Genomic DNA, 25,425 nt, shown 5'->3' with positions numbered 1-25,425 from the left:
TTGCTGATCGGCGATGTGGCCCGTCATTCCGGGGTGAGTACCCGGATGCTCCGGCACTACGACGCCATCGGGCTGGTACAGCCGACGGGCCGCACCGTCGGCGGTTACCGCGAGTACTCGGCCGACGACGTCCGCAGGATCTTCCACGTGGAGAGCCTGCGGTCCCTCGGGTTGTCGCTCAAGCAGGTCGGACGCGCGCTCGAGGATCCGGCCTTCACGCCGTCCGCCCTGGTCAGCGACCTCATCCAGTGGACGGAGGACCGCCTGGCGCGCGAACAGGAGCTGCTGGAGCGACTCCGGGTGATCGACGCGTCGGCGCCCACCGGTTGGCAGGACGTGCTGCGCGTCGTCGAACTCATGCGGGAACTCAACTCGACCAGCCCCGCGCGCAGGCAACAGGCCGTCCTGGCACGGCCGGAAGACGTGTCGGTCCCGGCCGAGCTGCTGGTCGGGGCGGTCCTGGCCGAATCCGACCCCCATGTCGCGGGGGCGTTGCGCTGGGCACTCGCCCGAGCGGGCGGCGAGGGCGTGGCGGCGCTGGCGGCCGTCGCACGCTCGGAGGACGCGGCCATCAGGCGGCGCGCGGTGCTGGCGATCGCCGAGATGCCGGAGAGCCCGGGGGCGATCGCGGTGCTCGCGGACGCCCTCGGGGACCCGGACGCGGTGGTGCGCGGGCGCGCCGCTCTGGCTCTCGGCAGACAAGGAGTGGCAGCGGCCGGGCCGGTGCTCGTCGGCATGGTGGTGGAGGGCCGCAACGACGTGGACGCGGCCGAGGCCCTGGGAACGCTGTCCAGGGACCCTGAATGCGGGGCCCGGATCGCGACTGCCCTGGCCGACGAACTCGCCGCGCCCACTGCGGACTCGGAGACGCGGATCCGCCTGACCCAGGCGCTGGTCGAACTGGAGGGGACCACTGCGCAGGAGATGCTGCGCCACTTGGTCCACGACCAGGACCGAGCAGTCGCCCTCGTGGCATCGGCCCTGGTGGGGGTCCTGGACGAGCGAACCGACGACGGCTCCTGAAACACATCGGAGAGGCGGTCCGTGGCCTTCGCGATCAGAGCCGATCGACTCGCCTGCGGGACCGGAGCCGTGCGGTCGCAGCCGATCACCTCCACCTCCACCTGTCTCGCGTTCCGCGGACGGCGTTTCCTTGATCATTCTCTTGTGTCCCCGAGCCTCGAGGCCAGGACACGCCATCGGAACTCCGCAGGTGATCAATGAAGGCATCCGGTGTCTTCACCAACCGCCGGGCAGGTTCGACGAGAGTGGCCCCGTTACCCGACCGCCCAGCCTCAGGGGGCCGGCATCCCGCCGTGCCGCGCGGCACCTGCCCGCGTCGGCCCCGGTACCGCGGTTCCGGTGGCGGCGCAGGAACATCACGCGGTGCGTCCGTGCGCCCTGCATCCGGCTGAGAGAACGGGGAGATGCGAAAAGCACGGGAGCCTGAAACGAGGGCGGTCCATCGTCGGGAGACCGATGACGATGGCGATGGTTCTCCTGCGTCCGGTTCTCCTGCCGGCCCTGATCCTTTTCGGCGCGGGTTTCGCTCTCGGGGCGGTGCGGTGGATCGCGGTGCTCGTTCTCGTCGTGTGGGTGCTCGGCTTTGTGGTGCGGCCGGCGGGACCGCTCCTGCCGTCCGTGGGTGACCAGGCACGGGACGGGGTGACGCGGTGGGGCCGCGGTCCGTGACCGTGTGCCCGAGGGGGAAGGCGGGCGGGGCGGAGCAGGGCGGATGCGCCTCGTCGGAGCCCGGCTGCCCCGCCCCGTGGCCGTGGCTACGGCCCGGCCGGAGACGGCTGCGGCACCACCGGCTTCGGCAGCAGTGCGATCAGGACGGTGCCGGCCACCAGGAAGGCCGTGCCGATCTGGAAGGCCAGCGAGTAGCCCGCGGTGAGCGCCTGCGCGCCGGTGGTCGCTCCCGGGAGCGAGGAGACCCGGTCGGCCGCCGCCGTGGCGAGGACCGTCAGGCCGAGCGCGCCGCCCAACTGGCTGGACGTGTTGAGGAGTCCGGAGACGACCCCCTGATCGGCCGCCGGAACCGAGGAGGTGGCCGCCGTCGTCATCGGCGTCATCAGCAGCCCTGTCCCGAGCATCATCAGGACGCCCGGCCCGAGGAGCGTGCCGACGAAGGTGCCGTGCGCGGTGAGCGTGCTCTGCCAGGCCATTCCGCAGGCCGCGAGCAGGCCGCCCCCCGCGCCGATCAGCCGCTTGTCCAGGTGGTTCATCAGCCGGGGAGCCAGTTTGGCTCCCACGATGACCGAGACGGTGTGCGGGAGGAAGCAGAGCCCGGTGCGCACGGGGCCGTACTGGAGCACGTTCTGCATGTACAGGGAGAGGAAGTACCAGACGGAGAAGGTCGCCGCGCCCACGGCCAGCAGAACCATGTTCGCGGCCGACACCGAGCGGATGCGGAAGAGGCGCAGCGGGACGAGGGGTTCGGCGGTCCGCGCCTGGACCCGGACGAAGAGCCCCAGGGCCACCGACCCGGCGGCGATCGGCAGCATCGCACGACCGGAGAACCAGCCCTGCGACTCGCTCGCCGTGATTCCGTACGCGAGTGCGGCGACGCCCGAGGTGACCAGGACGGCGCCGGACACGTCGAGCCGCCGGGCGAGGCCGCCGCGGTGCACGGGGAGACAGAGCAAGGCGCCCGTCAGCAGCACCACACCGATCGGCACGTTGACCAACAGCACCCAGCGCCAGGAGAGGTAGTCCGTGAGTAGTCCGCCGACCAGGCCGCCCGCGGCCCCTCCACCCGCGCCGACCGCGGTCCAGGTGCCGATGGCCCGGGTGCGCCGGGCACCGTCGGGGAACGAGGTGGTGAGTATCGACAGGGTGGTCGGCGCGAGCACGGCGCCACCGAGTCCCTGTACGGCGCGGGCGGTGACGAGTGTCCACGGGCCCTGGGCGAGTCCGCCGGCGAGACTGGCCACGGTGAACACTCCGAGGCCGATCAGGAAGGTCCGCTCCCGGCCGAAGAGGTCGGCGATCCTGCCGCCGAGCAGCAGGAAACCGGCGAAGGTGAGCACATAGGCGTTGACCACCCACTGCAGTCCGGCCCCACTGAGAGCCAGGTCCGAACGGACCGACGGCAACGCCACGTTGACCACGGAGACGTCGAGCACGACGAGGAACTGCCCACCGCACACGACCGCGAGCACCGCCCAGACCGGCGGTACGCGTCCGGGGCCGCCCCCTTCCGTGTGCTGCCGTTCACCGGGTAAAAGGCTCATGCCGCTCACTCTTCCTGTGCAATCGACCGCGGGGCGCATGGATCCGACCGGCGACCCAGGACCCGGTGCTGCTCCACGCCGATGCGTGAGGGGTGTCGGTCACGCAGGTGGGCCGTCGAGGTGGAAGTGGCATCCGCAGTCTAGTCCTGCGACCGGAGGCCTTCACCGGCTCGCCATGCCCGGCACGGCACCTCGCCGCGTTGTCGCCTCACCCGAGTACGTCCGGTTCAGTACGCGGGTGACGCTCCGCCGTGCGATGCACCGCACCGGACGCCGTGAGCCTCCGGCATACCTTTCCGGTCACCGCACCGGAGGCAGTGCGGGACCCGTTCCACGCGTCCCGCCGGGTACGGGATCTCGCGGGCGCACCTGGGCGCACCGGTGCGACACACACGTGTCCGGTGTCCCGGGCAGGAGGCGCGGCGAGTGCTCCCGGGGGAGGCCCTTCCAAGGGGGCGACGCCTCCCCGGCAGTGTGGCCGTGCGACCGGGAACGCGCCGGAGGCACGCCACGGCAACGCCGCAGGTGCCGCGGCGGTCCGCGACTGTCGTGGGGCGTCCGGTCGTCGAGGGGCCCGCGGCAACCCTAGCCGAGGCGTCACGTGTTCAGGCGGCCGTCCGCGGTCACCGCCCCGTCGAGCGGGACACCTCTGCGTGCGGGGAGAGCCGGTGACGGACTGGCAGGCGTGATCGAACACCATGGTCACGTACGGATCCGCTGTATTAATCTCGCTCGGGAACGGCCCACGGGAGCCGGGCATTCAGTACATACGGGTCGCCGAGCGGACCGTGCTCAGAGGGACGAGCGAAGGGGCGTCCGAGCCGAGGGCCGTGCCGGGGACGCGGCCGGTCCCCGGGGCCGCACCGGACTCCCTCACGGTTCGGTGGAGGGGGCAGCCGTGGAACCGGTTCCGCAGCGGACCCCGTCGAGCGGTGCCTCGGCTGCCATCTGACCTGGGAGTGATGCGATGGGCGAGTCCGCCCCTGCTTCGATACCGCCGGCCGCCTCCGGCACCGCGAGAGAAGACGGGTCCACCGGCGGCAGAACGGAAAAGTCCCTCACCGTCCTCGACGACGAGAGCCCCGAGCCGGACGCCGCTGCCGGCCGTGGAGAGGCGGCACTGGAACTGAGCGGTGCCGTCAAGCACTTCCCCCTGGGCCGGCGTACCCTCGTGGCGCTCGACGGAGTGGACCTCACCGTTGGCAAGGGCGAGTTCGTGAGTCTGCTCGGACCATCCGGCTGCGGTAAGTCCACCGTGCTGCGGCTGCTGGCCGGCCTCGAGGAGACCACAGCGGGACAGGTGCACGTCCACGGCCGTATGCCCGCCGCCCTGGTCAAGGAGCACCGGCTCGGCATCGCCTTCCAGCAGCACGCGTTGCTCCCGTGGGCGAGCATCGCCGAGAACGTCGCCCTGCCCTTCCGGGCCGCGGGGCGCCCGGTGGACCGTGCCAGGATCACCGAGCTCCTCCGGCTGACCGGACTCGCGGACTTCGCCGACGCACGCCCCCGCCAGCTGTCGGGCGGCATGCGCCAGCGGGCCGCCATCGCCCGCGCGCTCGCCCTCGACCCCGAAGTGCTGCTTCTGGACGAGCCGTTCGGCTCGCTGGACGCGGTGACGCGGCGCCGCCTGAACGTCGAACTGGCCCGCATCTGGTCGGAACAGCGCATCACCACCCTCCTGGTGACCCACGACGTCGAAGAGGCCGTGCTGCTCGCCGACCGCGTGGTGGTGCTGACCGGCCGACCGGGCCGGGTACGGCACGTGGAGCGGATCGGCCTGCCCCGCCCCCGCGACGGCCGACTGACACGGGAGCCCGAGTTCCACGACATCGTCGACCGGCTCACGGAGCTGCTCGACGGCGACCTGGCGAGCGGTACGGGCCCCGGCAGGGGCGGCGCCCCGGGACCGACCCACCACCCGGCACCACGGCGGCCGCGATGAGACCCGCACGGACCGGCCGGGTGCGCGACACCCTGCTGGTGACGGCGGGCGCCGTCCTGGCGATCGCCTCGATGGAGGTGGTGGGCCGCCTGCAGCTCTTCGGCACCAGCTGGCCGCCGCTCAGCGACGTGCTGGACGTCCTGCGCGTCCCGGCCACCCGCGCCCTGCTCGCCAGGGCGCTGGGCGCCACCGCCACCGAGGCCGGGATCGGGCTGCTGGCAGGGACGCTGGCGGCGGCCGCCGTCGCCGCGCTCGGCGTCCTGCTGCCCGTGCTCCAGCCCGGCCTCGACCGGCTGGCCGCCGTCGTCAACGCCATTCCGCTGATCGCCCTCGGCCCCCTGCTGATCGCCCTCGTGGGCCGAGAGGACAGCCCGGCGGTGGTCGCGGCGCTGGCCGTCGGGTTCGTCATGTTCGTCTCCCTCACCTCCGGGCTCGAGGCGGCGAGTCGGGCGCACAGCGACGTGTTCGCCGCCCTCGGCGCGTCCCGGGCCACCACACTGCTGCGGCTGCGCCTGCCCGCCTCGGTGCCGACCGCGCTCGACGGCCTCACCCAGGCGGCTCCGGCAGCCGTTCTCGGAGCCGTCATCGGCGAGTGGTTCGGCGCACCGCGAGGGCTGGGGACGCTCCTGGTCAGCACCATGCAGAACTACCAGACCCTGTTGCTGTGGGCAGCGGGCACGACCGCCGCGCTCCTGGCCATGGCGTCGTACGCGGTGGTGGGCACCGCGCGCTCCCTGATCGCGTGGAGGTTCCAGTGAGCACCCCCGGCGCGCCGCTGCGGCGCCTGACGACGGCGCTGGGAGCGCTGCTCAGCAGGTACTGGACCGTGCTGGCGCTGGTGCTCGCCTGGGAGTCCTGGGTCCGGGTCCGGAACCTGAACGAGATCGTGGTCCCCGCCCCGTACTCCGTGGTGAGCGACATCGTCGGCAGCCCCTCCGCCTACACGAGCGCGGTCGCGCACACGCTGCTGAACACGGTCGTCGGGCTGGCCCTCGGCATGGGGCTCGGGGTGTGCTGCGCCGTCGCCGTGTGGTCCTCGCGGGTGCTGGAGGGCCTGCTGACGCCCCTGATGCTGGTCATGCGGTCGGTCCCCGTCGTGGCGATGATCCCTGTCATCGCCTTCGTCGCCGGGTACGGCGCCGCCGCGGTGACCACGGTCACCACCCTGGTCTCGTTCTTCCCCACCTTCGTCATGGTCCTGTCCGGACTGCGGTCGGCCCCGGCCGCGACGACCGACATGTTCACCGTCCTCGGCGCCTCCCGGACCCTGGTCCTGCGCAGACTGCTGCTGCCGCACGCGGTCCCCCAGCTGCTCGTCGCCCTGCGGCTGACGGCTCCCTCGGCGGTGCTGGCCGCGATGCTGGCCGAGTACCTGCTGGGCCGGGAGGGCCTGGGCACGCTCTTCGCCGACGCGACGATCTTCGTGGCACCGCAGCGCGCCTGGGGCGGCGCGCTGATCGCGACCGTGATCTCCACCGCCGGGTTCGTGGCGGCCCGTGGCGTCGAGCGCTGCTACTCCGGCCTGTTCCGTTGACCTTCCCCCGAGCAGGCGACCCGTCCTCGGGCGCCCCGCGTTGTTCTCCTCCCGCTCCACACGAAAGGGCCGCACATGAAGCCCACAGCCCGCAGTTCTCGGCAGAACGAGTCCACGCCCGCCTGGTCCCGCAGACACTTACTGAAGGCGGCCGGTGCCACGGGGGCCGTGGCTCTGGGGGGCGGTCTCCTCGCCGGATGCAGTGACGCCGGCAGCGCTCAGGCGTCGTCGTCGACCGACAAGGTCCGGGTGGCACTCGGCTGGCTCAAGGACATAGAGTTCGCCGGATTCTGGAACGCGGACGCCTCCGGCTACTACGCCGAGGAGAACCTCAGCGTCGAGTTCCAGGCCGGCGGCCCGAACGCCCCGGACGCCACCGGCCTGCTGGCCAACGGCCAGGCCGACATCGGCGTGCACGCGAACATGCAGATCCTGCTCCAGGCCATAGCGAAGGGCAACGACTTCAGGATGGTCGGGGCCGCTCTCCAGACGAACCCCGGCGGCCTGCTCTCCCTCGCGTCCGATCCGGTGCGCGAGCCCCGGGACCTCGTGGGGGCCAAGGTCCTGGGCCAGGTCGGGGCCAAGCCCCAGCTCAACGCGATCTTCGCCCTCGCCGGCCTGAAGCGGGACTACGAACTCGTCCCCGTCGGCTTCACCGTCGACCCGCTCCTGCAGAAGAAGGGGAAGGTCCTCACCTGCTACATGACGGGACAGCCGGTCACCCTGGAATCCAAGCACAAGATGAAACCCGGCAAGGACTTCGTCGCCGTCACCTACGAATCGCTGGGACTGCCCGCCTACGCGACCATCGTGTTCTGCAAGCAGTCGTTCCTGAAGGAGAAGCGGGACGTCATGGAACGGTTCATGCGCGCCACCCTCCGCGGCTGGCAGGACAACAACAAGGACCCCGAGCACGCGGCGCACCTGGTCGTCGAGAAGTACGGCGCCGACCTCGGCCTCGACCTCTCGGAACAGATACGCGGGAACGAGGTCCAGATCACCTTCATGGAGAACGACCTGACCCGCGAGAAGGGCCTCTTCCGCATGGACGCCGAGCGGCTGGACGGGCCCATGTACGCAGGGCTGCGCGCCGCGGGCGTCAAGGACCTGCCGGACGCGCGGGAGGTCATCGACAGCAGCGTCCTCGACGCCGTCTACCGGGGTCGCACCCGCGTGTGACGACGTCCTGCGGACGGTGGGGTGGGGGGCCCCGGCGCACGTAGCCCCCCCCCCCCCGGGGGGGGTGGGGGTGGGGGGGCTCCGTTCTCGGGCCCCCCCCCCCCACCGGGTGGGAGGGGACGTCAGCGGCCCTCCAGAGCCGCCCGCAGCTCGTCCTCGACCTGCGCGGGGGAGGGCTGCGGGTCGCCGAGCGCACGGTAGAGGACCTGGAGCGTGCGCTCGTAGTAGTGGTGGTCCAGCGGAACGCCCGCTTCGAAGCGGGCGTACGCCATCTGGTACATCACCGGCATGAACCGGCGCACCTGCTCGGCGCGCTCGGTCGCGGCCGGCCAGCGCTCGCAGATCAGGTGCCAGTTGTCCTCGTAGACCTTCAGGGCCGCGATGTCGTCGGAGGTCGGTGTCGTCAGGCTCTCGACGCCGGGGATGCGGTGCAGGGCGATGGCGACCTCCGGCTGGTGCACCACCCGGTACTTGTGCCCGTGTGCCAGCCTCAGGAAGAAGTCCCAGTCCTCCTCGACACCCAGCGCCGTGTCGAAGAACGCTCCGGCTGACCGGGGGGAACGGCACACCACGGCCGACGGGGCGAAGTGGTTGGTGACGTCCAGCAGCCCGCGGTCGTAGGGGAATTCCAGCCGAACGAGGACCTCGGCGTCGGCGATCGTCGTACCGGTGACCCGCGTCCGCGCGATGTTGATGTTGACGTAGACGAAGTCGGCCCCGCCCTTCAGCAGGGGAAGGGTGCCGCTCAGGTGCTGTGGGCTGAAGACGTCGTCGTCGTCGAGGAACGCGACGTACTCTCCGCGGGCCACCTCCAGTCCGGCGTTGCGCGCCCCCGACGGCCCGCTCTGGGACGGCTGGTCGATGAGGCGTACGTCCAGGGACCGGCCGGCGGCCTCGACCACGTCATCGACCGGGGCGCCGTGGTCGTTGACCACGATGACCTCGAGCTGCTCACTGTCGAAGTCCAGGGTCTGCACGCTCTGCAGCGCGACGGCCAGGCGTTCCGGACGGTTGTAGGTGGGGATGATGACACTGACCAGCACGGGGGGTTCCTTTCAGAACTTCGGGGCGGCCGCGGGAGAACGCCGTGACGGCCCGGGAGCGGACTCGGTGCGTCGGGGAGGACGGTGCCGCCGGCCGAACGAGGTGCCGTCGCCCGTCGGCGGCAGGACGCACCGGCCCGCGGGCGGTCCCGGTGAACCGCGCAGGAGAACGGGCGGGTCGATTCGGCTCTCGCCGCCACGCTTTCACCCCGGAGCGTCTCCGCCGGCGGTACGGCTCTGCTCACGCCGATCCCACCGACCGGGCATACGGCGGGAGTTGAGTCTATAGGTTCGGAGGTTTCCCCGCCTCGGACTCGACATCCCGGGCAGAGCCCGCCGACGGCGGGCCGGCCGACCGGTGCAGGATGCCGGTGAGGCAGCCGAATGCGCCGGCCGCCCGGACGTACTCGCTGACGTCCACCACCAGGGTCTCCAGACCCGCCGCCTCCAGCCGCCGCCGGGTGCGCGGGCACCCGGCCGGCATGAGGACCCGTCCGGGAGCGAGGGTGACGATGTTGAGGCTGCGGGAGCGCACCACCTCGTCGTCGGGCTCGAACTCGAGCAGCTCGTAGTCCCGGGCCCGCAGGGCGGCCCGCAGTTCCCCGCTCGCGGCGGCCGCGTGTACCACCGCCCGCCGCGGGCCGACGGGAACCATCGAGCCGAGCAGGTGCTGCACCCCGGGGCCGAGTGCCACCGGAAGCACCGTCGCCCCCTGCTCGCCCAGCACGCCGCGCAGCGCCTCCACCCCGGCCGGGTCGGTGCGGAACCCCGTGCCCACCAGCACCGTCTCCTCGTCGGCCCACAGGGCGTCGGCCCCCTCGAACGTCGCCGTCCCCCGGACCGTGTGCAGGATCGGGATCCCCGCCCGGGCCAGCGCCAGCGCCGCGTGGCGCTCCTCCCCGGCCCGCTGCGCCGACGCGGTCCGCCCCAGCACGGCCCCCTCGGGGGTGACCAGGAACAGGTCCCGCAGGAAGATCACGTTGGGCGGAGCGTCCGGCGGCGGGTGTGCCACGTGCACCGTGACCCCCTCCGCCCGGAACGCCTCGGCCACCGCGTCCGTCTGGGCGCGCAGCCGCCCGAGGTCGACCCGGTCCGTCATCAACTGCCCGGCGGCGTCGGTCACCGCCCCGATGCTGTCGGGCGGTCGGGCGATGAGCACGGCCCGCAGGGGGTCGGCCTCCGAGCGGTAGCCGCAGCGCTCCCAGGTCCGGCCCGCGCGGACCTCGGCCGCATGGCTGCCGGACCGGGGCACCCAGCCGGGCCCGCCCAGAGTGCTGGACCGTCCCGGCCGCGAGGAGGAGGTGTCCATGCCGGAGCCCCGGTCAGACCGAGTAGCCGAGGGAGCGGAGCTGGCCGCGCATCTCGTCGGTGACCGTGGTCTGCTCGGACTCCCGCAGGGCGGTGCGGTAGTCGTCGAGCATGGCCAGAAGGTCCGCGCCGTCGTCGTCCGGGACCGGCCGGGGCACGCCGTCGGCGTCGAACCGTTCGACGCGTACACGGTCGTACGGCGTCGCCCGCTGGAGCGCCTCGGAGTAGTGCCGGGCCATCCGCACCACCCGGCGGTCCCCGAGATAGGCGGCGTGACCGACCAGGAAGTGCGGCAGCGGCCCCGGGGTCCGGCCGCTGAGCTGGCGCTCCTGGAAGGCGATGAAGTCGTTCAGTTCGACGTTGTAGGACTCGGCGACGGCGGGCGCGTCCCCGCCGAGTACCTCCTCGCCGCGCGCCACGGAGGCCAGGGAACGCCCGTCGAAGACACCCGTGGCGGGTGCGGGGACGCCGGCCAGCTCGAGCACGGTGGGCGCGATGTCCACCGTGCGGATACGCCGCTCGTGCGTGCCCGGCTCGACCCCGTCGCCGACGATGATCAGCGGGACCCGCAGGACGCCTTCGGCCATCGAGTTGAAGTGCCCGTTGGTCTGCTCGTCGAACTCTTCGCCGTGGTCGGCGAACAGGACCAGCAGCATCCGCTTGCCGGTCGCGGCGACGCGTTCGGTGAGCCGGTCGAGGAAGGCGCTCAGACGGGTGGCCAGGAAGTGCTCGACTCCGTCGAGGTACAGCTGGAAGAGCCGGTCGTAGGCACCCTGCTGGTGCAAGTACGTGGTGACACGCTTGTACCGCATCAGCAGGTCCGCGTCCTCGGGATCGCGGTAGGTCTCCACCAGCCGGTCGACGAAGGGCAGTTCGTCCGGGAGTCCGGCCTCCAGCTCGGCCACTTTCTCCCGGTAGGCGTTGCCCCCCAGCGTCAGGTTGTGGAATCCGTACGGAACGTGAACGCTGCCGAAGTGGGCGAGCGCGACGGTACGGTCGGCCGATGCCACGGCCTCGATGAATCCCTCGTCGTCCTCGATGAGATACGTGTCGATGTCCCGGGTGAATCCGAGCTCCTTCCCCAGAATGATGGGGAAGTCGACCTTCATCACCGTGCGCCGACCGTCGCGCCGACCGTAGGTGAATACCGAGGGCGCCTTCAAGGAACCGTTGTAGAATTCGTGCAGACCATTGTGCAGCGGGTACTGGCCGGTGAATATCGCGCCGTGCGAGGCCGCGGTGTAGGGTGCGGCGCTGATCATGTTCGGGAAGTACGCCCCCCGGGACGCCAGCGTGTCCAGCACCGTGGTGTCCACCCGGCGGACGTCCCGGTAGGTGTGCGGCCAGAGCGGGTTCGGATGCGCGGACAGCGCGTCGCTGCGCAGCGTGTCGACGGACACCAGGACGACGTGGTCGTAGTGGCTCGGCTCATGCACGGGAATGCGCCTCCGTGGGCTCTTCGATGGACTGCGGGGGGCGGGGCGGCCGTGTTCGACCGGGGAACGCCGCCGGTTGAACGGCGCTTCGGCAGTCGTGGGACGCGGAGGGCAGGCCGGGGCGTCAGTCCCCGGCCGCGGCCTGCGCGCCCTTTTCCTCCGCCTGCGGGGGGTAGATCTCCGGGTTTTCCAGGGGCAGCTTCAGCCAGGAGAGCATCTGCCGGAGCTGGTCGTAGGCGGCGAGCCGCGCTTCGTCGGTGCCGGCGCTCTCGGCCCGGGCGACGGGCTCCCAGAGCCGGTGGATCATCACGGGGCCGATCTCGAGCAGGCCGCCGCTGCCCCCGGTGGCCCACCGGGCCAGGACGTACCTGGCGATGGCCCCGACGGGGATGTCCAGGTTGCGGGACATGCCGCGCACGGTGTGCAGCGGGTCGAGCAGGCCGTACCCCACGACGTCCGACTTGAAGTTGGCGTGCGGGTCGTCCTGCGGCCAGGTGCCCTGCCAGCGGCGCAGCCGCACCACGTCCTCGCCGTCCTCACCGATCCACGCGTCCGCCTCAGGGGAATCACTCGTCACCCGGGTCTCCCTTCCGGATTCCGGCAGCTCGGGTCGAGTGTTCCTGTGGATACACGGCTGCGCAACGCCCTTTCGAGGCGGCCGGATGTTCACTCCGCCACGCTGTACAGCGGGAACCGGGGCGGGTTCAATCTTGTAGCCACGCCTTTTCCGGCAGCGCTCCGGCGTCTCACCACACCATCTCTGATCCCCTGGGCCATTCATTTCCTTCCGAGTGGTGCCGGGTGAAAAGGAGTAGCGAATGCTGTCCATCGCCAAGGAGTTCCACTTCTCTGCCAGCCACCAATTGGCACACCTGCCGCCGGACCATGTGTGCACCCGGCTGCACGGACACAACTACGTGGTGGTCGTCGAACTCTCCTGCGCGGACGACGAGGTGAACCGTGCGGGGTTCGTACGGGACTACCGGGACCTGGACGTGATGAAGAAGTGGATGGACGAGGTCCTGGACCACCGGCATCTCAACGACGTCATGAAGGACCTCCCCCCCTCCGCGGAGAACCTCGCGCGGTGGATCCACGGGAAGTGGTGCGACGAGTTCCCGGAACTGACGGCGGTGCGGGTGTCCGAGACACCGAAGACCTGGGCCACGTACCGGCCGGCCCCGTAACCGCAGCGACCGGCGGGGGAACCGCGGGCCGGGGCCCGGACGGCATCTCACGCGTCACCGGACCAACGACGTCCAAGGAGGTGGGGCACATGGACAGGCCGAAGCTCGTCGTCAACGAAATCTTCGGCCCCACCTAGTCCATTCAGGGTGAGGGTCCCTCCACGGGCCGATCGTGCTGCTTCCTGCGCCTCGGCGGCTGCAACCTGACCTGCACCTGGTGTGATACGCCCTACACCTGGGACTGGACGGGAAGTTCGAAGTCCAAAGTGGCGTACCGGCCGGCCGACGAACTGCATCCGATGACCGTCGAGGACGTGACCGAGCGGCTGACCGCCTTCGGCACCGGGCTCGTGGTCGTCTCCGGCGGCGAACCGTTGAGCCAGCAGACGCGGCTGCTGCCCGTCGTCCGGGCGCTGCGCGCGGCCGGCACCGATGTGGAGATAGAGACCAACGGAACCGTCGTCCCCGCACCGGAGTGGGCGGCCACCGGTGTCCGGTTCAACGTGTCGCCCAAGCTCGCCCACTCCGGGGTCGCCCTGGAGAGACGGATCGTGCCCGGCCCGCTCACCGCGTTCAACGCGTTGGCCGGTACGTGCTTCAAGTTCGTGTGCTCCGGGCCCGACGACCTCGCCGAAGTGGAAGGACTGGTCCGTACGTACGGGCTGGAGAACATCTGGATCATGCCGCGCGGACATGCGCCGGAGGAGATCGCCGAAGGGCTGCGGGCCCTCGCGGATCCGGTCGGCGTCCGCCGGTGGAATCTGACCGGGAGGCTGCACGTGACTCTGTGGGGAAACCAGCGGGGGGTATGAATGAGCCAAGACGTCGACGCATCGACACCGCTCTGTCCACCGGACACGGGCCGGCAGCAGCCGGACCCCCTGGAGCGCATTGCCAGGGAACTGCTGCTCGAACTGGGCGAGGATCCGGAGCGTGAGGGACTGCTCGGCACGCCCGCACGCTGGGCACGCTGGTGGCGGGAGTTCATCCGGTACGAGCCCGGCACCCTGGAGACCGTCTTCGAATCCGCCAGCAGCGCCGAGACTATCTCGGTCTCGGGGATCGAGGTCTGGTCCCTGTGCGAGCACCATCTGCTGCCGTTCTCCTGCAAGGTGACCGTCGGCTACCGCCCGCAGGGGCAGGTCCTCGGACTCAGCAAGTTCGCCCGGATCGCCCACCAGCACGCCCACCGCCTGCAGTTGCAGGAACGACTGACCGCCGACATCGCCGACACCGTGGCCAAGCTCACCGCCTCCGCCGATGTCGCGGTGCTGTGCCGGGGCGAGCACATGTGCATGGCCATGCGGGGCATCCGTACGCCGGCCACGATGACCACGGTCACCTGGCGGGGCTCGTTCGCCGATCCGGCCGTGCGGGCGGAGTTCCTCGCACTTCAGCCGCCATCCGTCACCGGGACGCGTTGACCCGGGCACCCGGTGCAGAGAGGACCGCGACGCCAGATGCACATCACCACGGAGCCCCCGACCGGGCTCAGCTTCGACGATGTCCTGCTGGTACCGCAGCGCACGTCGCTGCGCAGCCGCCGGCATGCCGATCTGACCACGGAACTCCTGCCCGGCCTGCGGCTGCGTATTCCCGTCGTGTCGGCCAGCACCCAGTGGTGCACCGGTGACCGGATGGCCACGGGCATGGCCCTCAACGGCGGGATCGGCGTCCTGCACCGGATGCAGACCGTCGGCCAGCAGGCGGACCAGCTCCGGGCGGTGAAGACCCACGAGCCGTCCGCCGAGCAGCGGGCGGCCGGGGCCTCGCTGGACGCGGCGGGACGGCTCGCGGTGGGCGCCGCGGTCGGGGTCACGGGGGACTGGCGGGAGCGGGCGGACCGGATGGTGGCCGGGGGAGCCGACCTGCTGGTGGTCGACGTGGCGCACGGCCACAGCGACCAGGTCCTCGAGGCCGTCGCGGAACTGCGTCGGGCGCACCCCCGGGTGAGCCTGATGGCGGGGAACGTCGCCACCGGGGCCGGCACCCGGGACCTCGCCGACGCCGGTGCCGACCTGATCAAGGTCGGCATCGGGCCGGGCGGCGTGTGCACGACCCGGCTGGTGGCGGGCACGGGCGTGCCACAGCTGACCGCCATCCTGGACTGCGCCGCCGAAGGCGCCCGGCACGGGGTACGGGTGGTGGCCGACGGTGGCATCCGGCAGGCCGGGGACATCGCCAAGGCGCTGGCGGCCGGCGCCTGCGCGGTCATGCTCGGCAGTCTCCTCGCGGGGGCCGAGGAGAGCGAGGCGCTGCCCGTGGAACGCGACGGCCGCGTGTTCAAGACGAGCCGCGGGTTCGTCTCGCTCGGCATGGAGCTGACGCTCCGGCGCGCCGCCGGCGAGCGGATCACCGCCGAGGAGGTGGACGACTACGTGCCGGAGGGCGTGGAGGCCACCTTCGCCCACACCGGCTCGCTGACGCGGACCCTGCGACAGCTGACCGGAGGCGTGCAGTCGGCGCTCAGCTACTCCGGTGCCGCCGGGCTCGACGACTTCCGCGACCGGGCCCGGTTCGTCCGGGTCACCCCGGCCGGCCAGGTCGAGAACACCCCGCACGTGCGCGCCCGCACCGAGCACATCGACATCGACCACGTCGCCGAGGCGGTGAACAGTGAACAGTCGTGAGGCGGTGGGGGACACCGCCGTGGCGGGCGAGCAGCCGGGCATGTGGACCCGGCAGGGGCCCTACGAGCTGAGCTGGGACGACCTGAAGGAGGTCCTCGACCGCATCGTCGAGGCGGTCCGCGCCGACGGCTTCACGCCCGGCGCGGTCCTCGGGGTCGCACGCGGCGGGCTGCTCGCAGCGAGCTACCTCACCTGCGCTCTCGACGTGCCGGTGATGCACACGGTGCGGGTGCGCCGCACCCGCGACGACAGCCAGTACGCGGCCAAGCGTCCGCCGCTGCTGGAACAGGAAGGGCCGGCGCCCGTGTTCACGGGTCCCGTCCTCGTCGTGGACGACATCGTGGGCACCGGCGCCACCTGGGACGTGGTCCGCTCCCACCTGTCGGCCGCGGGCGTCGCCGCCGCCGACGTGCGGTTCGCGAGCCTGGTCCGCAACCACCGCTGCGGCCATGTGCCGGACTACTGCCCGGCGGTCGTCGACGACTGGGTCGTCTTCCCCTGGGAGCAGGGCTGGGGCCGCACTCCGGGCGTACGGCCCTTCCCACTGGGCGAGGCCGGGTGAACGGGCAGCCGCCGCCCGACTTCACCAGCAGCGGACTGACCCGCGTCGCCCCGGCGGAGGCCGGACTGCCCGCCTGCTACGGGGCTGTGGACGTCTACACCTGCGACCGGCCGCTCAGCGCCGAGGTGGAGGTGGCCCGCACCCTGGCCGAGCTGGAGGAGCGGCACGGCGCGCGGCCCACCACCGTCTTCACCCGGATCGAGGACCGCCCCGGAACCCGCGTGCTCGGCCATCCCTATCCGCGGGCGGTCCTGCTCGCGGCGCTGGGTGCGCAGGAGGGTGCCCATCTGACGGAGATGTCCGCCCGGTTGGCCGGGGCGCCGCACCGGGTACGGACCACCACCGGCGGAGGAACCTCCGCGGACGGCACCCCGCCGGGGCTGGAGCAGCTGAAGGGCTTCGACGACCTTCCCGTGCTGCAGCACCGTCCGGGCGACGGCGGACGGTACGTCACCGCCGGGATCGGGGTGACGACCCGGCCGGACGGCTCCGGCGTCAACCTCGGCTTCTACTGCGTACAGGTGGTCTCACCGCGCCGGGCCCGGATCTTCCTCGACCCGCGCACCGACGCCCACCGCAACCTCCGGGAGTGGACGGCGGCCGGCCGGTCCATGCCCCTGTCGGTGTTCCTGGGCGCGAACCCGGTCCACGCCGTCGTGGCGGCCTCCCGGCTCCCCGCCGAGGGCGACGACTACCAGATCGCCTCACGGCTGCTGTGCGAGGACGTCACCGTGCACGGCGCGCCGCCCGTCCCCGGCGACGCCACGCACGTCCTCACCGGTCTGGTGCGCGACGAGCGGGAGACGGAGGGCCCGTTCGGCGAGTTCAAGGGCTACTACGTGGAACAGCGGGAAGGGTTCGTCCTCGACCTCACCGGTGTCGCCGCCCGTCCCGGCGCGCCGTGGCCGAGCATCGTCGCGGGCGCCGAGTCCGGACTGACGCTGATGAGTTTCCAGAACGAGTACCTGATGTACGCGCACCTGTCCGGACGAGGGCTGCCGGTGCGGTCGGTGCGCTACTCGCTCGAGGCGCGCGGCGAGTTCGTCGTGTCGATCGAGACCGACGCCCCCGACCTGGAACTGGTCCGCGAGGCGATGCGGTTCGACGTGCGGTGCAAGCTCGTCCTGTGCGGGCCCGACCTCGGTCACGTCGGGCAGGCCCTGGCCACCCACGGGTTCGTCAGTCACCGCGAACCGTACTACCGGAAGGGCAGAATCGAGGGTGAGCGACTGGGCCTCGCGCTGGTCATCCCGCCGAGCGGACGCCCCGTCGAGTACTGACGACGAGTTGAGGACACCCCACACCGTGACCGACCGCTTCTCCCGCATCCTGCCCGTCTCCCTCATGGTGCTGCCCGGCCCGGACGGCACCGTCACCTTCGTGCACCAGCTCAAGGGCCCCTACGCCGGCAACTGGCTGCTGCCGGGGGGCGGCATCGAGCCCGGCGAGTCCGCCGGACAGGCGGCCCTGCGCGAGGCGTACGAGGAGACGGGCTGCCGGGTGGCGTCCTGCTCACCGTTCGCCGTCTACGAGTTCACCGGGCAGTGGGCCGAAGGCCGCTACCACCTGCTGATGTTCGGCTTCCTCGCGCACGGCACCCACCGGGTCCCCGACGGCTTCGAGGGGCACAACGTGGGTGCCGTGCGGCAGGCGCGCGTCGGTGACCTCCCTCTGCACTCGACCGACCTGCAGATCCTGACCGACGCGGGGCTGGCCTCCTTCGGGGAGGCGGAGATCGGCGACGCCCTGGCCGCCGACGGCATCACCATGCACGCCCTGCGGGTGAGCGGGGCCGTGACGGCGCACGCGGTCGCCCCGGAGGGCGGCGGGTGACGTCCCGGCGTCCGGGACGGCGCCGAACCGAATTCACCCGCCCCGGACGCCGGCACAGGGCGTCGACTCCTCATCGGGCGGGTCCGGTATCCCGAACCCGTCGAAGATGAATTGACTCGCATTCAAGCCGGTGTGGACCCCGTTTGCGGCCGGGGCGGCCGGGACCGGATTTCGCTCGGCCGTGCGGTTTCTTGCCCTATCCTTCAGATGGTGGCACGCGAACGGCCGTTTCGTGCTGGGCGACTTGGGGAGAATCTCCGCCGTACGGGCCCGGCGCGGCAGCGGGGATGAGAAAGGCCTGCAGTATGGCGCAAGGTATTCGTTTCGTCCTGCTGGGAGCGGTTCGAGCCTATCGAGGTGACGTCGAAATTCCCGTGGGCCCACCACAACAACAAGCCATACTCGCGACATTACTTCTGCGCCACGGGCACGCGGTGTCCATGGCCACCCTCGTCGAGGCCCTGTGGGGGGAGAGGCCCCCGGTCCGCGCCGTGACGACCGTACGGACCTATGTCTGGCAGTTGCGCAGACTGCTGGAGGCCGACCTGACGCGACCACTGGTCATCGTGTCCGTGGGAGACGGCTACCAGATGAAGGTGCCCCAGACGGCGCTGGACACCTGGCACGCCGAGTCGCTGCTGCGTACGTCGACCCGGGCCCGCGCCGCCGGCGACCGGGAGAAGGCGGTCGGGCTGCTGGACCAGGCTCTGCAGCTGTGGCGCGGCGACCCGCTGGTCGGCGTGCCCGGCCCCTTCGCCCAGCGGCATCGCGCGCGGCTCGAGGAACTGCGCAACGCCATCCAGGAGGAGCGGTTCGACCTCGCTCTCGCCGGTGGACAGCACAACATGATCATTCCCTCGCTGTTCGAGCTGACGGCCTCCCACCCCCTGCACGAGGGACCGCACCGACTGCTCATGCGGGCCCTGTACGCGGCGGGCAGAAAGGCGGACGCCCTGGCCGTGTTCAGCGACTTCAGAAGCAGGCTCGTGACGGAGCAGGGCATCGACCCCGGGGCCGACCTGCTGGCGCTGCAGCGCAGGATCCTGGAGAGCGATCCGACGCTGCTGGAAGGGGATCCGCCCCCCGACCGGCGCACCGGGCGACGGCCCGGCGCGGCGTGCCCGGACCCTCCGCGCGGGGACGAGCCGCCGGAGACCGGCCGTGGCCCGGCCCTCGCGTGCCGGGAGGGAAACGGTCCCGCGGTGCCGGCCCCCGCGCAACTGCCTCCCGACCTACCGGACTTCACCGGGCGGGTGTTCGATGTCGCCCAGCTGTACGACCTGCTCAGTGCGCCGCGCAGTGGGGCGGCGGTCTCGGTGGCGATCAACGGCATGGGCGGTCTCGGCAAGACGGCCCTGGCGTTCCACGTCGCGCACCGCATCCGTGACGCCTACCCGGACGGCCAGTTGGTCGTGAACCTGCACGGCAACGACGACGTCCCCGCCGAACCTGCCGCGGTGCTGGCCGGATTCCTCGTCGCGCTCGGTGTTCCGGCCGACAAGGTCCCCGACACGCTCGACGAACGCCGCAAGCTGTTCCGGTCCGTGCTCTCCGAACGGCGGGTGCTCCTGGTGCTGGACAACGCGCGTGACACGGCCCATGTCCAGGACCTGCTGCCCGGACCGGGCGACTGCGGGGTCATCGTGACCAGCCGGCGGTCCCTGTTCGGAGCGCCCCTGACCTATCAGTTCGGGCTGAAGGCCTTTTCCCCCGGCGAGGCACTCGACCTGCTCGGTGCGGTGATCGGGCAGTCGCGCCTGACGGCGGAGTGGGCACAGGCCCAGAAGCTCGTCAAGGCCTGCGCCTACCTGCCGTTGGCCATCCGGATCGTCGCCGCCCGACTGGCCGCCCGGCCCCTGTGGTCCATCGCCACGCTCTCCGCCCGTCTGGGCGAAACGGAGTCCCGGATCGCGGAACTGCACGTCGGAGACATCGATGTCAGTGCGGTGTTCGAGATGAGTCACCGGCAACTCACGGCTGAACAGGCGCGTGCCTTCGGCCTGTTGGCGATAGCGCGGATGCCCGAGACGGGGGTGCCGGCGGCCGCCGCGATGCTGGGACTGGAAGAGGCCGCGACGGAGGAACTGCTGGAGTCGCTGGTCGACGCGGCCATGATGGAGTCGCCCCGGCCCGGCCGGTACCGCTACCAAGACCTGCTCGGCATCTTCGCCCGGCAGCGGGCACAGGATGCCGGGGCGGGCGACGACGCGCTGCGCCGGCTGCTGACGTTCCTGTCGGCCACGGCGTGCAACGCCTTCGGCCACATGGTGCCGGGCGACACTCTGGCCCAGGTGCTCGGCCCGCTGCCCACGAGCGGCCTGCGCTTCCCGGACGTGCACGCGGCACAGGCCTGGAGCACCGAGGAGATGGGGAACATCGCGGCACTCGCGCTCTGTGTGGCCGACCGGCACACGCCGCGGCGAACCGAGTTGCTCCGCCTCGCCGTCGACCTGCTCATCGCCGTCAGCCCGTTCCACCGGTCCGTGCGCGGCGGGCACCTCCTGACGGCCGTCCGCGCGCTGCTGCGCAGGGCCGAACAGGTCGGCGACCCGCGCACCACCGGCCGGGCGCAGCAGTTGCTGAGCACGCTGGCGCTGCAGGCCGGCTCCCCGGCCGAGGCGGAGCGGCACGCCACGGCCGCGACGGCGGCGGCCCGGCAGGCCCACGACACCGTCATCCTGCGCCAGGCGCTCAACGACCTCGGCCTCGCCGTGCAGTACGCGCACCGCTACGACGAGGCCATCACGTACTACGACGAGGCCATAACCCTCGCCCGTCGACTGGGTCACCGGTCCGGCGAGGCGAGCACCACCGTCAACGCGGCGCTGGCGCGGTTGCGCAGTGGCCGTGAGGACGAGGCCGTCTCCGCCTGCGCGACGGCGCTCACTCTGCTGCGTGGACTCGGGGACCACACCGGTGAGGCCTACGCGCTGTACGTGCTGGGCCTGGCCATGCACGCACAGCAGCGGTACGACGAGGCGTTGGCGCGCTACACCGAGTGCCTGGAGATCTGCCGTGCCTTCGACGCACGGGACCGGGAGGCGTACACGCTCTATCAACTGGCCGAGACGCTCTGGGTGGTCGGTCGCACGGAGGAGGCGGTGGAGCACGCGGCGAGGGCGGTCGACCTGTGCAGCGAGATCGGGTCCGTCCGCGACCACGCACGCGCCCTCATGGTGCTGGGGCGCATGCGGTCCGGTCTCGGACAGACAGCCTCCGCCCGGCATCACCTCAAACATGCGTGGACGCTCCTTGCCGGTCTCGGACTGCCGGAGGCAGCCGAGGCCAAGGAGCTCTTCGAGGCCCTGCTGCCGGAAACCACGCCCTGATCCCGGGGCGTCCGCCGGTCAGGTGCGGCGAACCGGGGCCACTTCACCGGAGCGAACGGGCCGCGTGCTCAGGAGCCCGTGCTGTTCCACGAGTCGTCTTCTTCCCGGGGGGCCCCGTCGCCGACGGCGAATGCGCTGCGCGTACGAAGAACGGTACCTCGTGCGACTGCGGGAAAACAGGATGCGCGCGTCACGGATATTCCCTCCACGTATGTCATTTAAGGGTTGTGTGCGGGAACGACGTGCCCTGCGGGAAGTGACTTTTTCTACCACAGGGGCCGCGGCCCCCACCGCTTGTTCAGCCTTCTCCGGCTCCGTCGGCCGAAAGGCCGCGGAACCGGGGAATCGAGCCGGCCGCCCCGCGGGCTCCCGGCCGGCGGCGGAGCCTCCTCGTGGCGTCCGCCGGGAGCCCGCGGTTACTCCGCCGGCCGGGCCGAGACCTCGCCGGGCCGTGGGATCCGGCCGAAGGCCACCGCGAGGGCGGCCGCCGCCAGGCACCCCCACAGCAGCCGGATGCCCGGCACGGCCGTGTGTGCCGAGCCCGCGAGGGCGACGGCCACGAGCGGCCCGAAACTGGCTATCGTCGCGCCGAGTTGGTAGGTCACCGCGAGCGCGGAGTAGCGGTGCTCGGGTGGGAACATGTCGATCAGGAGCGCCGAGATGGCCCCGTAGATCGCGGCGTGTCCGATGCCCATGGCCAGGACGAAGGTCAGGACGATCAGCGTCTGGTTGCCCGAGGTCAGCCAGTGCGGCGCCACAAGACTCACCAGCGCGCACACCGCGTATCCGAAGAGGAGGACGGGGCGGCGTCCCAGACGGTCGGACAGCAGACCGGCGACCGGGAGCAGCACCGCCTCCGTGAGCGCGCCGACCAGCAGTCCGTTGAGCACGTCGGTGCCGTGCCCCTGACGCGGGCCCGAGGAGGCGTAGGACAGCAGATAGACCGAGTAGATGCTGACGGTCATGGCCAGTCCGAGGGAGGCGAACGCGCCACGCAGCACGGGCGTCCAGCCCTGCCGCAGCACACCGGCCAGCGGCACCCTGCGCTGCTCCCCGGCCTGCTGGACACGCACGAACTCCGGCGACTCCGCCACCTTGAGCCGGACGAACACGCCCACCACCACCAGGAGGATGGAGGCGAGGAACGGCAACCGCCAGCCCCAGGACATCATCTGGTCCTCCGGCAGTTGGGAGACCAGCTGGAACACCACGGTGCTGCCGAACAGCCCGAGGGGGAAGCCGCTTGCGGGGAAACTGGTGAACAGACCGCGGCGGTGTAGGGGCGCGTGCTCGCCGCTCATGAGCACGCCGCCGCCCCACTCGCCGCCGAGGCCGATGCCCTGCACCACCCGCAGCAGCACCAGGAGGACGGGGGCCAGGATGCCCGCCTGTTCGTACGTCGGCAGGACGCCCACGAGGAACGTGGCCGTCCCCATGATGAGCAGGGTCAGGACCAGCATGGACTTGCGGCCGATCCGGTCCCCGAAATGCCCGAAGACGATGCCGCCCAGCGGACGGGCGACGAATCCGGCGGCATAGGTGGCGAACGAGGCCAGTACACCCGCCGTGGGTGATTGGTTGGGGAAGAACAACGGCCCGAGCACCAGGGCCGCAGCCGTCGAATAGAGATAGAAGTCGTACCACTCGATGGCACTGCCGATGGTGCTGGCCAGGAGAACCCGTCGGGAGACGGTTCGGTCCGTGCCCGCGGGGCTCTTCGCCGGGACTTCGATGCTTTCAGCAGCCTTCAACGCCGGCCTCCGAAGGTCTGCGTGGTTCCGTCACCATGGATCTGTTTCCCTCTTGTCCGTTGCTCGGGAAGCACACGGCGCGAAAGAGACGGCGAGGGGCGCGTGTGCGTGGCTCAGGGCCGGTCCGGCGGGCGCGCGGGTGGGGCCGTGAGCTTTCGTGCGTCGTCCGGGCGCCGGTCGTCCTCGATCAGCCGGATCACCGAGGTCGGGCAGAGGTGCGCGGCCGTCCGTACCGCGGCGTGCTGCGACGGCGGTGGCGCGGCGTCGAGCAGCAGCACCAGACCGTCCTCGTCCCGCTGGTCGAACACCTCCGGAGCGGCCTCGACGCACTGCCCGCCGCCACAGCACTTCTCCTCGTCGATCTCGATCCTCACCGTGTTCCTCCCGGTCGTGGTCGGTCGCGCGTGGCGTGGTCCGACGCCAGCGGGCGGCTCACCCCGTCACCATGTGACGGGCAGGGCGTTCACCGAGTAGACAACGTTTTCCTCGCGGAAGGAGACCTCCTCCAGGGGAACGGCCAGGCGCAGCCCGGGGAAACGCTGGAAGAGCGCCGGCAGCGCGATCTGCAGTTCGACGCGGGCCAGATACTGGGCGATGCACTTGTGCAGGCCGTGTCCGAAGGCCAGGTGGCTGCGGGATTCCCGGCCGATGTCCAGCTCGTCCGGTGCGTCGAAGGCGCCGGGGTCCCGGTTGGCCACGTGGATCGGGAGGATCAGGCCGTCCCCCTCCCGGACGGTGACGTCCCCGATCTCCACGTCGGCCGTGGCCACCCTGCGCAGTCCGACGTGCACGATCGACAGGTAGCGCAGCAGCTCCTCGATCGCCGCGGGTACGACCTCGGGTTCCGTCACGAACCGGTGCAGCTGGTCGGGGTGACGCAGCAGGGTGATCACGCTCAGGCCGATCATGCTGGCACTGCTCTCGTGCCCGTTGATGACCAGCAGGGCCGCCATGCCGGCGATCTCCTCCTTGGACAGCTCTCCTGTGCGCAGGCGGTTGACGACCAGATCGCTGAGCATGTCGTCACCGGGGTTGCGCTCCTTCTCCTCGACGAACTGCATCAGGTATTCGGCGATGTCGGTGCGCGCGGAGTACGCCTGGCCCTCGCTCAGGCGCATGTCGCCGATGGCGGCGGAGTTGGCCTGGAAGAGGTCGCGGTCGGCGTGCGGTATGCCGAGGACCTCGCAGATCAGGTGCGAGGGGAGCGGACGGGCGAAGTGGGCGTGCAGGTCGGCCGGACGGGGCCGGCGCTCCAGTCCGTCGAGCAGCTCGTGTGTCAGCTCGACGATGCGCGGGCGCATGCGCTCGATGTTCTTGACCATGAAGGTCCTGGTCAGCGTCCGGCGTACCGCGCCGTACTGCGGGGGATCCATCTGGGTGAAGTTGCCGAGGCTCTGTTTCGGCTCCTCGGGACGGGGTGAGGGAAATCCCTTTTTCGTGATATCGGAACTCATACGGGTGTCACCGAGCACCGCGCGCATTTCTTCGTAACGGGTCACCAGCCACGCCGTCTCTCCATTGGCCAGAGCGACGGAGCGAATCGGGCCTTCGGTCCGCCAATCGGCGTATATGGAGGGCGGATCGAGCGGAGAACGGTCTCGATGAAAAGGAAGTGATGGGGCCGTCGAGTTGCTGCCGGTCACGAGGAAAACACCTCCACGCTGGTCTGCTGACGGGATTTCGAAGGGCCGGGAACGGTACTTCGCCCACCACCATCGTCTCAGTTCGCGAATCCTGGCAAGCCTTTTCGGCCGCATCGCTCAAGGACCCGCTGAAGGTATGGGAAACATTTTACGTGAGTCCGCCGCATGGAAATCCGGGCGTTCGGGCGAGGAGATTCCTCACTTGAACCCTGCTCTCCCGTGACGGGCTGCCGGCGGAGTCGGGTCCCGCTTCGCTGCCGGCGGCCGAGGGTGGGCAGGCCCAGGTCCCGTCCCCCGCTTCGCCGTCCGGCCCGGCCGCGGGCGCCCAGGCCGGCGCGGGGATCTTCGGGACACGCTGGTGAACGGCCTCGGTGATCACCCTGCCGACCGGGGTCGACCGAACAGGGCAGCCGGCGTCCGCGCTGGGCGAGCCGGACCGCGAACCCGTGGGTGCCGCCCGCGCGGTCGCACCGGATGAGGGCCTGCCACCCCCGGTGGGGTCCGGACGGTGGTCGACGAAGCCCGTCAGGGGGTGGTGCCCGTGGGTCTTCCTCAGGGTCGGGGCAACATCCTGCTCGTCCGAGTGGGCGAGGACCAGCGCTCCGTCCGGATCCACCGTCGCCCGCCCCCGGAGTCCGGAGCCCGGTGGCAGGCCGGCGTCCGGACCCGCCTGCGGACTTCGGAACGTGCGGCGCTGATGGCGGCCGGTGCCTTCTCACCCGCAGCGTCGCGATGCCGGCGAGGTGGTCCCCGCCGGGCGCGACCGCCGGCGCGGGGTCCAGGAGGACCTTGCCCGGGGCGTGGACGGGCCG

21 protein-coding genes and 2 pseudogenes are annotated in these 25,425 nt (G+C 71.4%); 14 read left to right on the top strand and 9 right to left on the bottom strand.

Annotated features, from left to right (window positions below; translation table 11 throughout):
- Both ORI94_RS11120 and ORI94_RS11115 read left to right on the top strand, forming a co-directional pair.
- The gene (locus tag ORI94_RS11120; protein ID WP_266074311.1) at positions 1-1,023 is read left to right on the top strand and encodes a MerR family transcriptional regulator; all 1,023 of its coding nucleotides are present in this window, start codon (positions 1-3) and stop codon (positions 1,021-1,023) included.
- A gap of 468 nt (positions 1,024-1,491) precedes the next feature.
- Positions 1,492-1,692: a hypothetical protein gene (locus ORI94_RS11115; protein WP_266074382.1), complete on the top strand. Its 201-nt coding sequence runs from the start codon at positions 1,492-1,494 to the stop codon at positions 1,690-1,692.
- 86 nt (positions 1,693-1,778) lie between these two features.
- Here ORI94_RS11115 and ORI94_RS11110 read toward each other — a convergent pair whose 3' ends face one another.
- The gene (locus ORI94_RS11110) at positions 1,779-3,236 is read right to left on the bottom strand and encodes an MFS transporter (protein ID WP_266074310.1); all 1,458 of its coding nucleotides are present in this window, start codon (positions 3,234-3,236) and stop codon (positions 1,779-1,781) included.
- Between the two features lie 967 nt (positions 3,237-4,203).
- On the opposite strand from ORI94_RS11110, the gene ORI94_RS11105 reads away from it, so the two are divergent.
- From ORI94_RS11105 to ORI94_RS11090, 4 genes are all read left to right on the top strand, one after another.
- A complete protein-coding gene (locus tag ORI94_RS11105; protein ID WP_266074309.1) occupies positions 4,204-5,178 on the top strand; it encodes an ABC transporter ATP-binding protein in 975 nt (324 codons plus the stop codon).
- The gene (locus tag ORI94_RS11100) at positions 5,175-5,936 is read left to right on the top strand and encodes an ABC transporter permease (RefSeq protein ID WP_266074308.1); all 762 of its coding nucleotides are present in this window, start codon (positions 5,175-5,177) and stop codon (positions 5,934-5,936) included. The genes ORI94_RS11105 and ORI94_RS11100 overlap by 4 nt, the downstream gene beginning before the upstream one ends.
- Positions 5,933-6,712: an ABC transporter permease gene (locus ORI94_RS11095; protein WP_266074307.1), complete on the top strand. Its 780-nt coding sequence runs from the start codon at positions 5,933-5,935 to the stop codon at positions 6,710-6,712. Before ORI94_RS11100 ends, ORI94_RS11095 begins: the two co-directional genes overlap by 4 nt.
- Before the next feature lie 75 nt (positions 6,713-6,787).
- Positions 6,788-7,891, top strand: coding sequence for an ABC transporter substrate-binding protein (locus ORI94_RS11090; RefSeq protein ID WP_266074306.1), 1,104 nt, complete (start codon positions 6,788-6,790; stop codon positions 7,889-7,891).
- A 122-nt stretch (positions 7,892-8,013) separates the two neighbouring features.
- On the opposite strand, the gene ORI94_RS11085 is transcribed toward ORI94_RS11090, so the two are convergent.
- The 4 genes from ORI94_RS11085 to ORI94_RS11070 all read right to left on the bottom strand — a co-directional run bounded on the left by ORI94_RS11085 (position 8,014) and on the right by ORI94_RS11070 (position 12,255).
- On the bottom strand, positions 8,014-8,934 hold the full coding sequence (locus ORI94_RS11085; RefSeq protein ID WP_266074305.1) for a glycosyltransferase family 2 protein: 921 nt from the start codon (positions 8,932-8,934) through the stop codon (positions 8,014-8,016).
- Between the two features lie 283 nt (positions 8,935-9,217).
- Positions 9,218-10,243 carry a dimethylarginine dimethylaminohydrolase family protein gene (locus ORI94_RS11080; RefSeq protein ID WP_266074304.1) on the bottom strand — a complete coding sequence of 342 codons (1,026 nt, stop codon included), beginning with the start codon at positions 10,241-10,243 and terminating at the stop codon, positions 9,218-9,220.
- A gap of 13 nt (positions 10,244-10,256) precedes the next feature.
- Positions 10,257-11,678: a sulfatase-like hydrolase/transferase gene (locus ORI94_RS11075; protein WP_266074303.1), complete on the bottom strand. Its 1,422-nt coding sequence runs from the start codon at positions 11,676-11,678 to the stop codon at positions 10,257-10,259.
- 124 nt (positions 11,679-11,802) lie between these two features.
- Positions 11,803-12,255, bottom strand: coding sequence for a DUF6027 family protein (locus tag ORI94_RS11070; RefSeq protein WP_266074302.1), 453 nt, complete (start codon positions 12,253-12,255; stop codon positions 11,803-11,805).
- Between the two features lie 241 nt (positions 12,256-12,496).
- Here ORI94_RS11070 and ORI94_RS11065 point away from each other — a divergent pair, with 241 nt between their 5' ends.
- From ORI94_RS11065 to ORI94_RS11030, 8 genes are all read left to right on the top strand, one after another.
- Positions 12,497-12,865 (top strand): 6-pyruvoyl trahydropterin synthase family protein, encoded by a 369-nt coding sequence (locus ORI94_RS11065; protein WP_266074301.1) that lies wholly within the window; start codon positions 12,497-12,499, stop codon positions 12,863-12,865.
- A 140-nt stretch (positions 12,866-13,005) separates the two neighbouring features.
- Positions 13,006-13,677: a 7-carboxy-7-deazaguanine synthase QueE gene (locus tag ORI94_RS11060; RefSeq protein WP_266074381.1), complete on the top strand. Its 672-nt coding sequence runs from the start codon at positions 13,006-13,008 to the stop codon at positions 13,675-13,677.
- The gene (gene folE, locus ORI94_RS11055; RefSeq protein ID WP_266074300.1) at positions 13,678-14,289 is read left to right on the top strand and encodes a GTP cyclohydrolase I; all 612 of its coding nucleotides are present in this window, start codon (positions 13,678-13,680) and stop codon (positions 14,287-14,289) included.
- A gap of 36 nt (positions 14,290-14,325) precedes the next feature.
- Positions 14,326-15,495 carry an IMP dehydrogenase gene (guaB, locus tag ORI94_RS11050; RefSeq protein ID WP_266074299.1) on the top strand — a complete coding sequence of 390 codons (1,170 nt, stop codon included), beginning with the start codon at positions 14,326-14,328 and terminating at the stop codon, positions 15,493-15,495.
- Positions 15,482-16,057 (top strand): phosphoribosyltransferase, encoded by a 576-nt coding sequence (locus tag ORI94_RS11045; RefSeq protein ID WP_266074298.1) that lies wholly within the window; start codon positions 15,482-15,484, stop codon positions 16,055-16,057. The genes guaB and ORI94_RS11045 overlap by 14 nt, the downstream gene beginning before the upstream one ends.
- Positions 16,054-17,337 (top strand): UbiD family decarboxylase, encoded by a 1,284-nt coding sequence (locus tag ORI94_RS11040; RefSeq protein ID WP_266074297.1) that lies wholly within the window; start codon positions 16,054-16,056, stop codon positions 17,335-17,337. The genes ORI94_RS11045 and ORI94_RS11040 overlap by 4 nt, the downstream gene beginning before the upstream one ends.
- Positions 17,338-17,362: 25 nt before the next feature.
- Positions 17,363-17,890, top strand: coding sequence for an NUDIX hydrolase (locus ORI94_RS11035; RefSeq protein WP_266074296.1), 528 nt, complete (start codon positions 17,363-17,365; stop codon positions 17,888-17,890).
- Positions 17,891-18,177: 287 nt separating this feature from the next.
- Positions 18,178-21,219 carry an AfsR/SARP family transcriptional regulator gene (locus ORI94_RS11030; protein ID WP_323056038.1) on the top strand — a complete coding sequence of 1,014 codons (3,042 nt, stop codon included), beginning with the start codon at positions 18,178-18,180 and terminating at the stop codon, positions 21,217-21,219.
- Between the two features lie 416 nt (positions 21,220-21,635).
- On the opposite strand, the gene ORI94_RS11025 is transcribed toward ORI94_RS11030, so the two are convergent.
- The 4 genes and pseudogenes from ORI94_RS11025 to ORI94_RS11010 all read right to left on the bottom strand — a co-directional run.
- A complete protein-coding gene (locus tag ORI94_RS11025; RefSeq protein ID WP_266074294.1) occupies positions 21,636-22,970 on the bottom strand; it encodes an MFS transporter in 1,335 nt (444 codons plus the stop codon).
- A 179-nt stretch (positions 22,971-23,149) separates the two neighbouring features.
- Positions 23,150-23,344 (bottom strand): annotated as a pseudogene (locus ORI94_RS11020) (ferredoxin); the annotation flags it as partial.
- 66 nt (positions 23,345-23,410) lie between these two features.
- Complete coding sequence (locus tag ORI94_RS11015) at positions 23,411-24,469, bottom strand: cytochrome P450 (protein WP_266074293.1); 1,059 nt, start codon at positions 24,467-24,469, stop codon at positions 23,411-23,413.
- 424 nt (positions 24,470-24,893) lie between these two features.
- Positions 24,894-25,425: pseudogene (locus tag ORI94_RS11010) on the bottom strand (IS1380 family transposase); the annotation flags it as partial.

Origin of the sequence: Streptomyces sp. NEAU-W12, from assembly GCF_026242095.1 — a bacterium.
Taxonomy (GTDB): domain Bacteria; phylum Actinomycetota; class Actinomycetes; order Streptomycetales; family Streptomycetaceae; genus Streptomyces.
The sequence above is the reverse complement of the archived record's forward strand: the minus strand, read 5'-3'. Positions and strand labels throughout refer to the sequence as shown.

What these genes read in the sequence shown, in the direction of transcription:
- ORI94_RS11030 (WP_323056038.1), top strand. Translation starts at nt 18,178, where the DNA reads ATGAGAAAGGCCTGCAGTATGGCGCAAGGTATTCGTTTCGTCCTGCTG.
- folE (WP_266074300.1), top strand. Translation starts at nt 13,678, where the DNA reads ATGAGCCAAGACGTCGACGCATCGACACCGCTCTGTCCACCGGACACG.
- ORI94_RS11110 (WP_266074310.1), bottom strand. Translation starts at nt 3,236, where the DNA reads ATGAGCCTTTTACCCGGTGAACGGCAGCACACGGAAGGGGGCGGCCCC.
- guaB (WP_266074299.1), top strand. Translation starts at nt 14,326, where the DNA reads ATGCACATCACCACGGAGCCCCCGACCGGGCTCAGCTTCGACGATGTC.
- ORI94_RS11090 (WP_266074306.1), top strand. Translation starts at nt 6,788, where the DNA reads ATGAAGCCCACAGCCCGCAGTTCTCGGCAGAACGAGTCCACGCCCGCC.
- ORI94_RS11115 (WP_266074382.1), top strand. Translation starts at nt 1,492, where the DNA reads ATGGTTCTCCTGCGTCCGGTTCTCCTGCCGGCCCTGATCCTTTTCGGC.
- ORI94_RS11065 (WP_266074301.1), top strand. Translation starts at nt 12,497, where the DNA reads ATGCTGTCCATCGCCAAGGAGTTCCACTTCTCTGCCAGCCACCAATTG.
- ORI94_RS11080 (WP_266074304.1), bottom strand. Translation starts at nt 10,243, where the DNA reads ATGGACACCTCCTCCTCGCGGCCGGGACGGTCCAGCACTCTGGGCGGG.
- ORI94_RS11100 (WP_266074308.1), top strand. Translation starts at nt 5,175, where the DNA reads ATGAGACCCGCACGGACCGGCCGGGTGCGCGACACCCTGCTGGTGACG.
- ORI94_RS11105 (WP_266074309.1), top strand. Translation starts at nt 4,204, where the DNA reads ATGGGCGAGTCCGCCCCTGCTTCGATACCGCCGGCCGCCTCCGGCACC.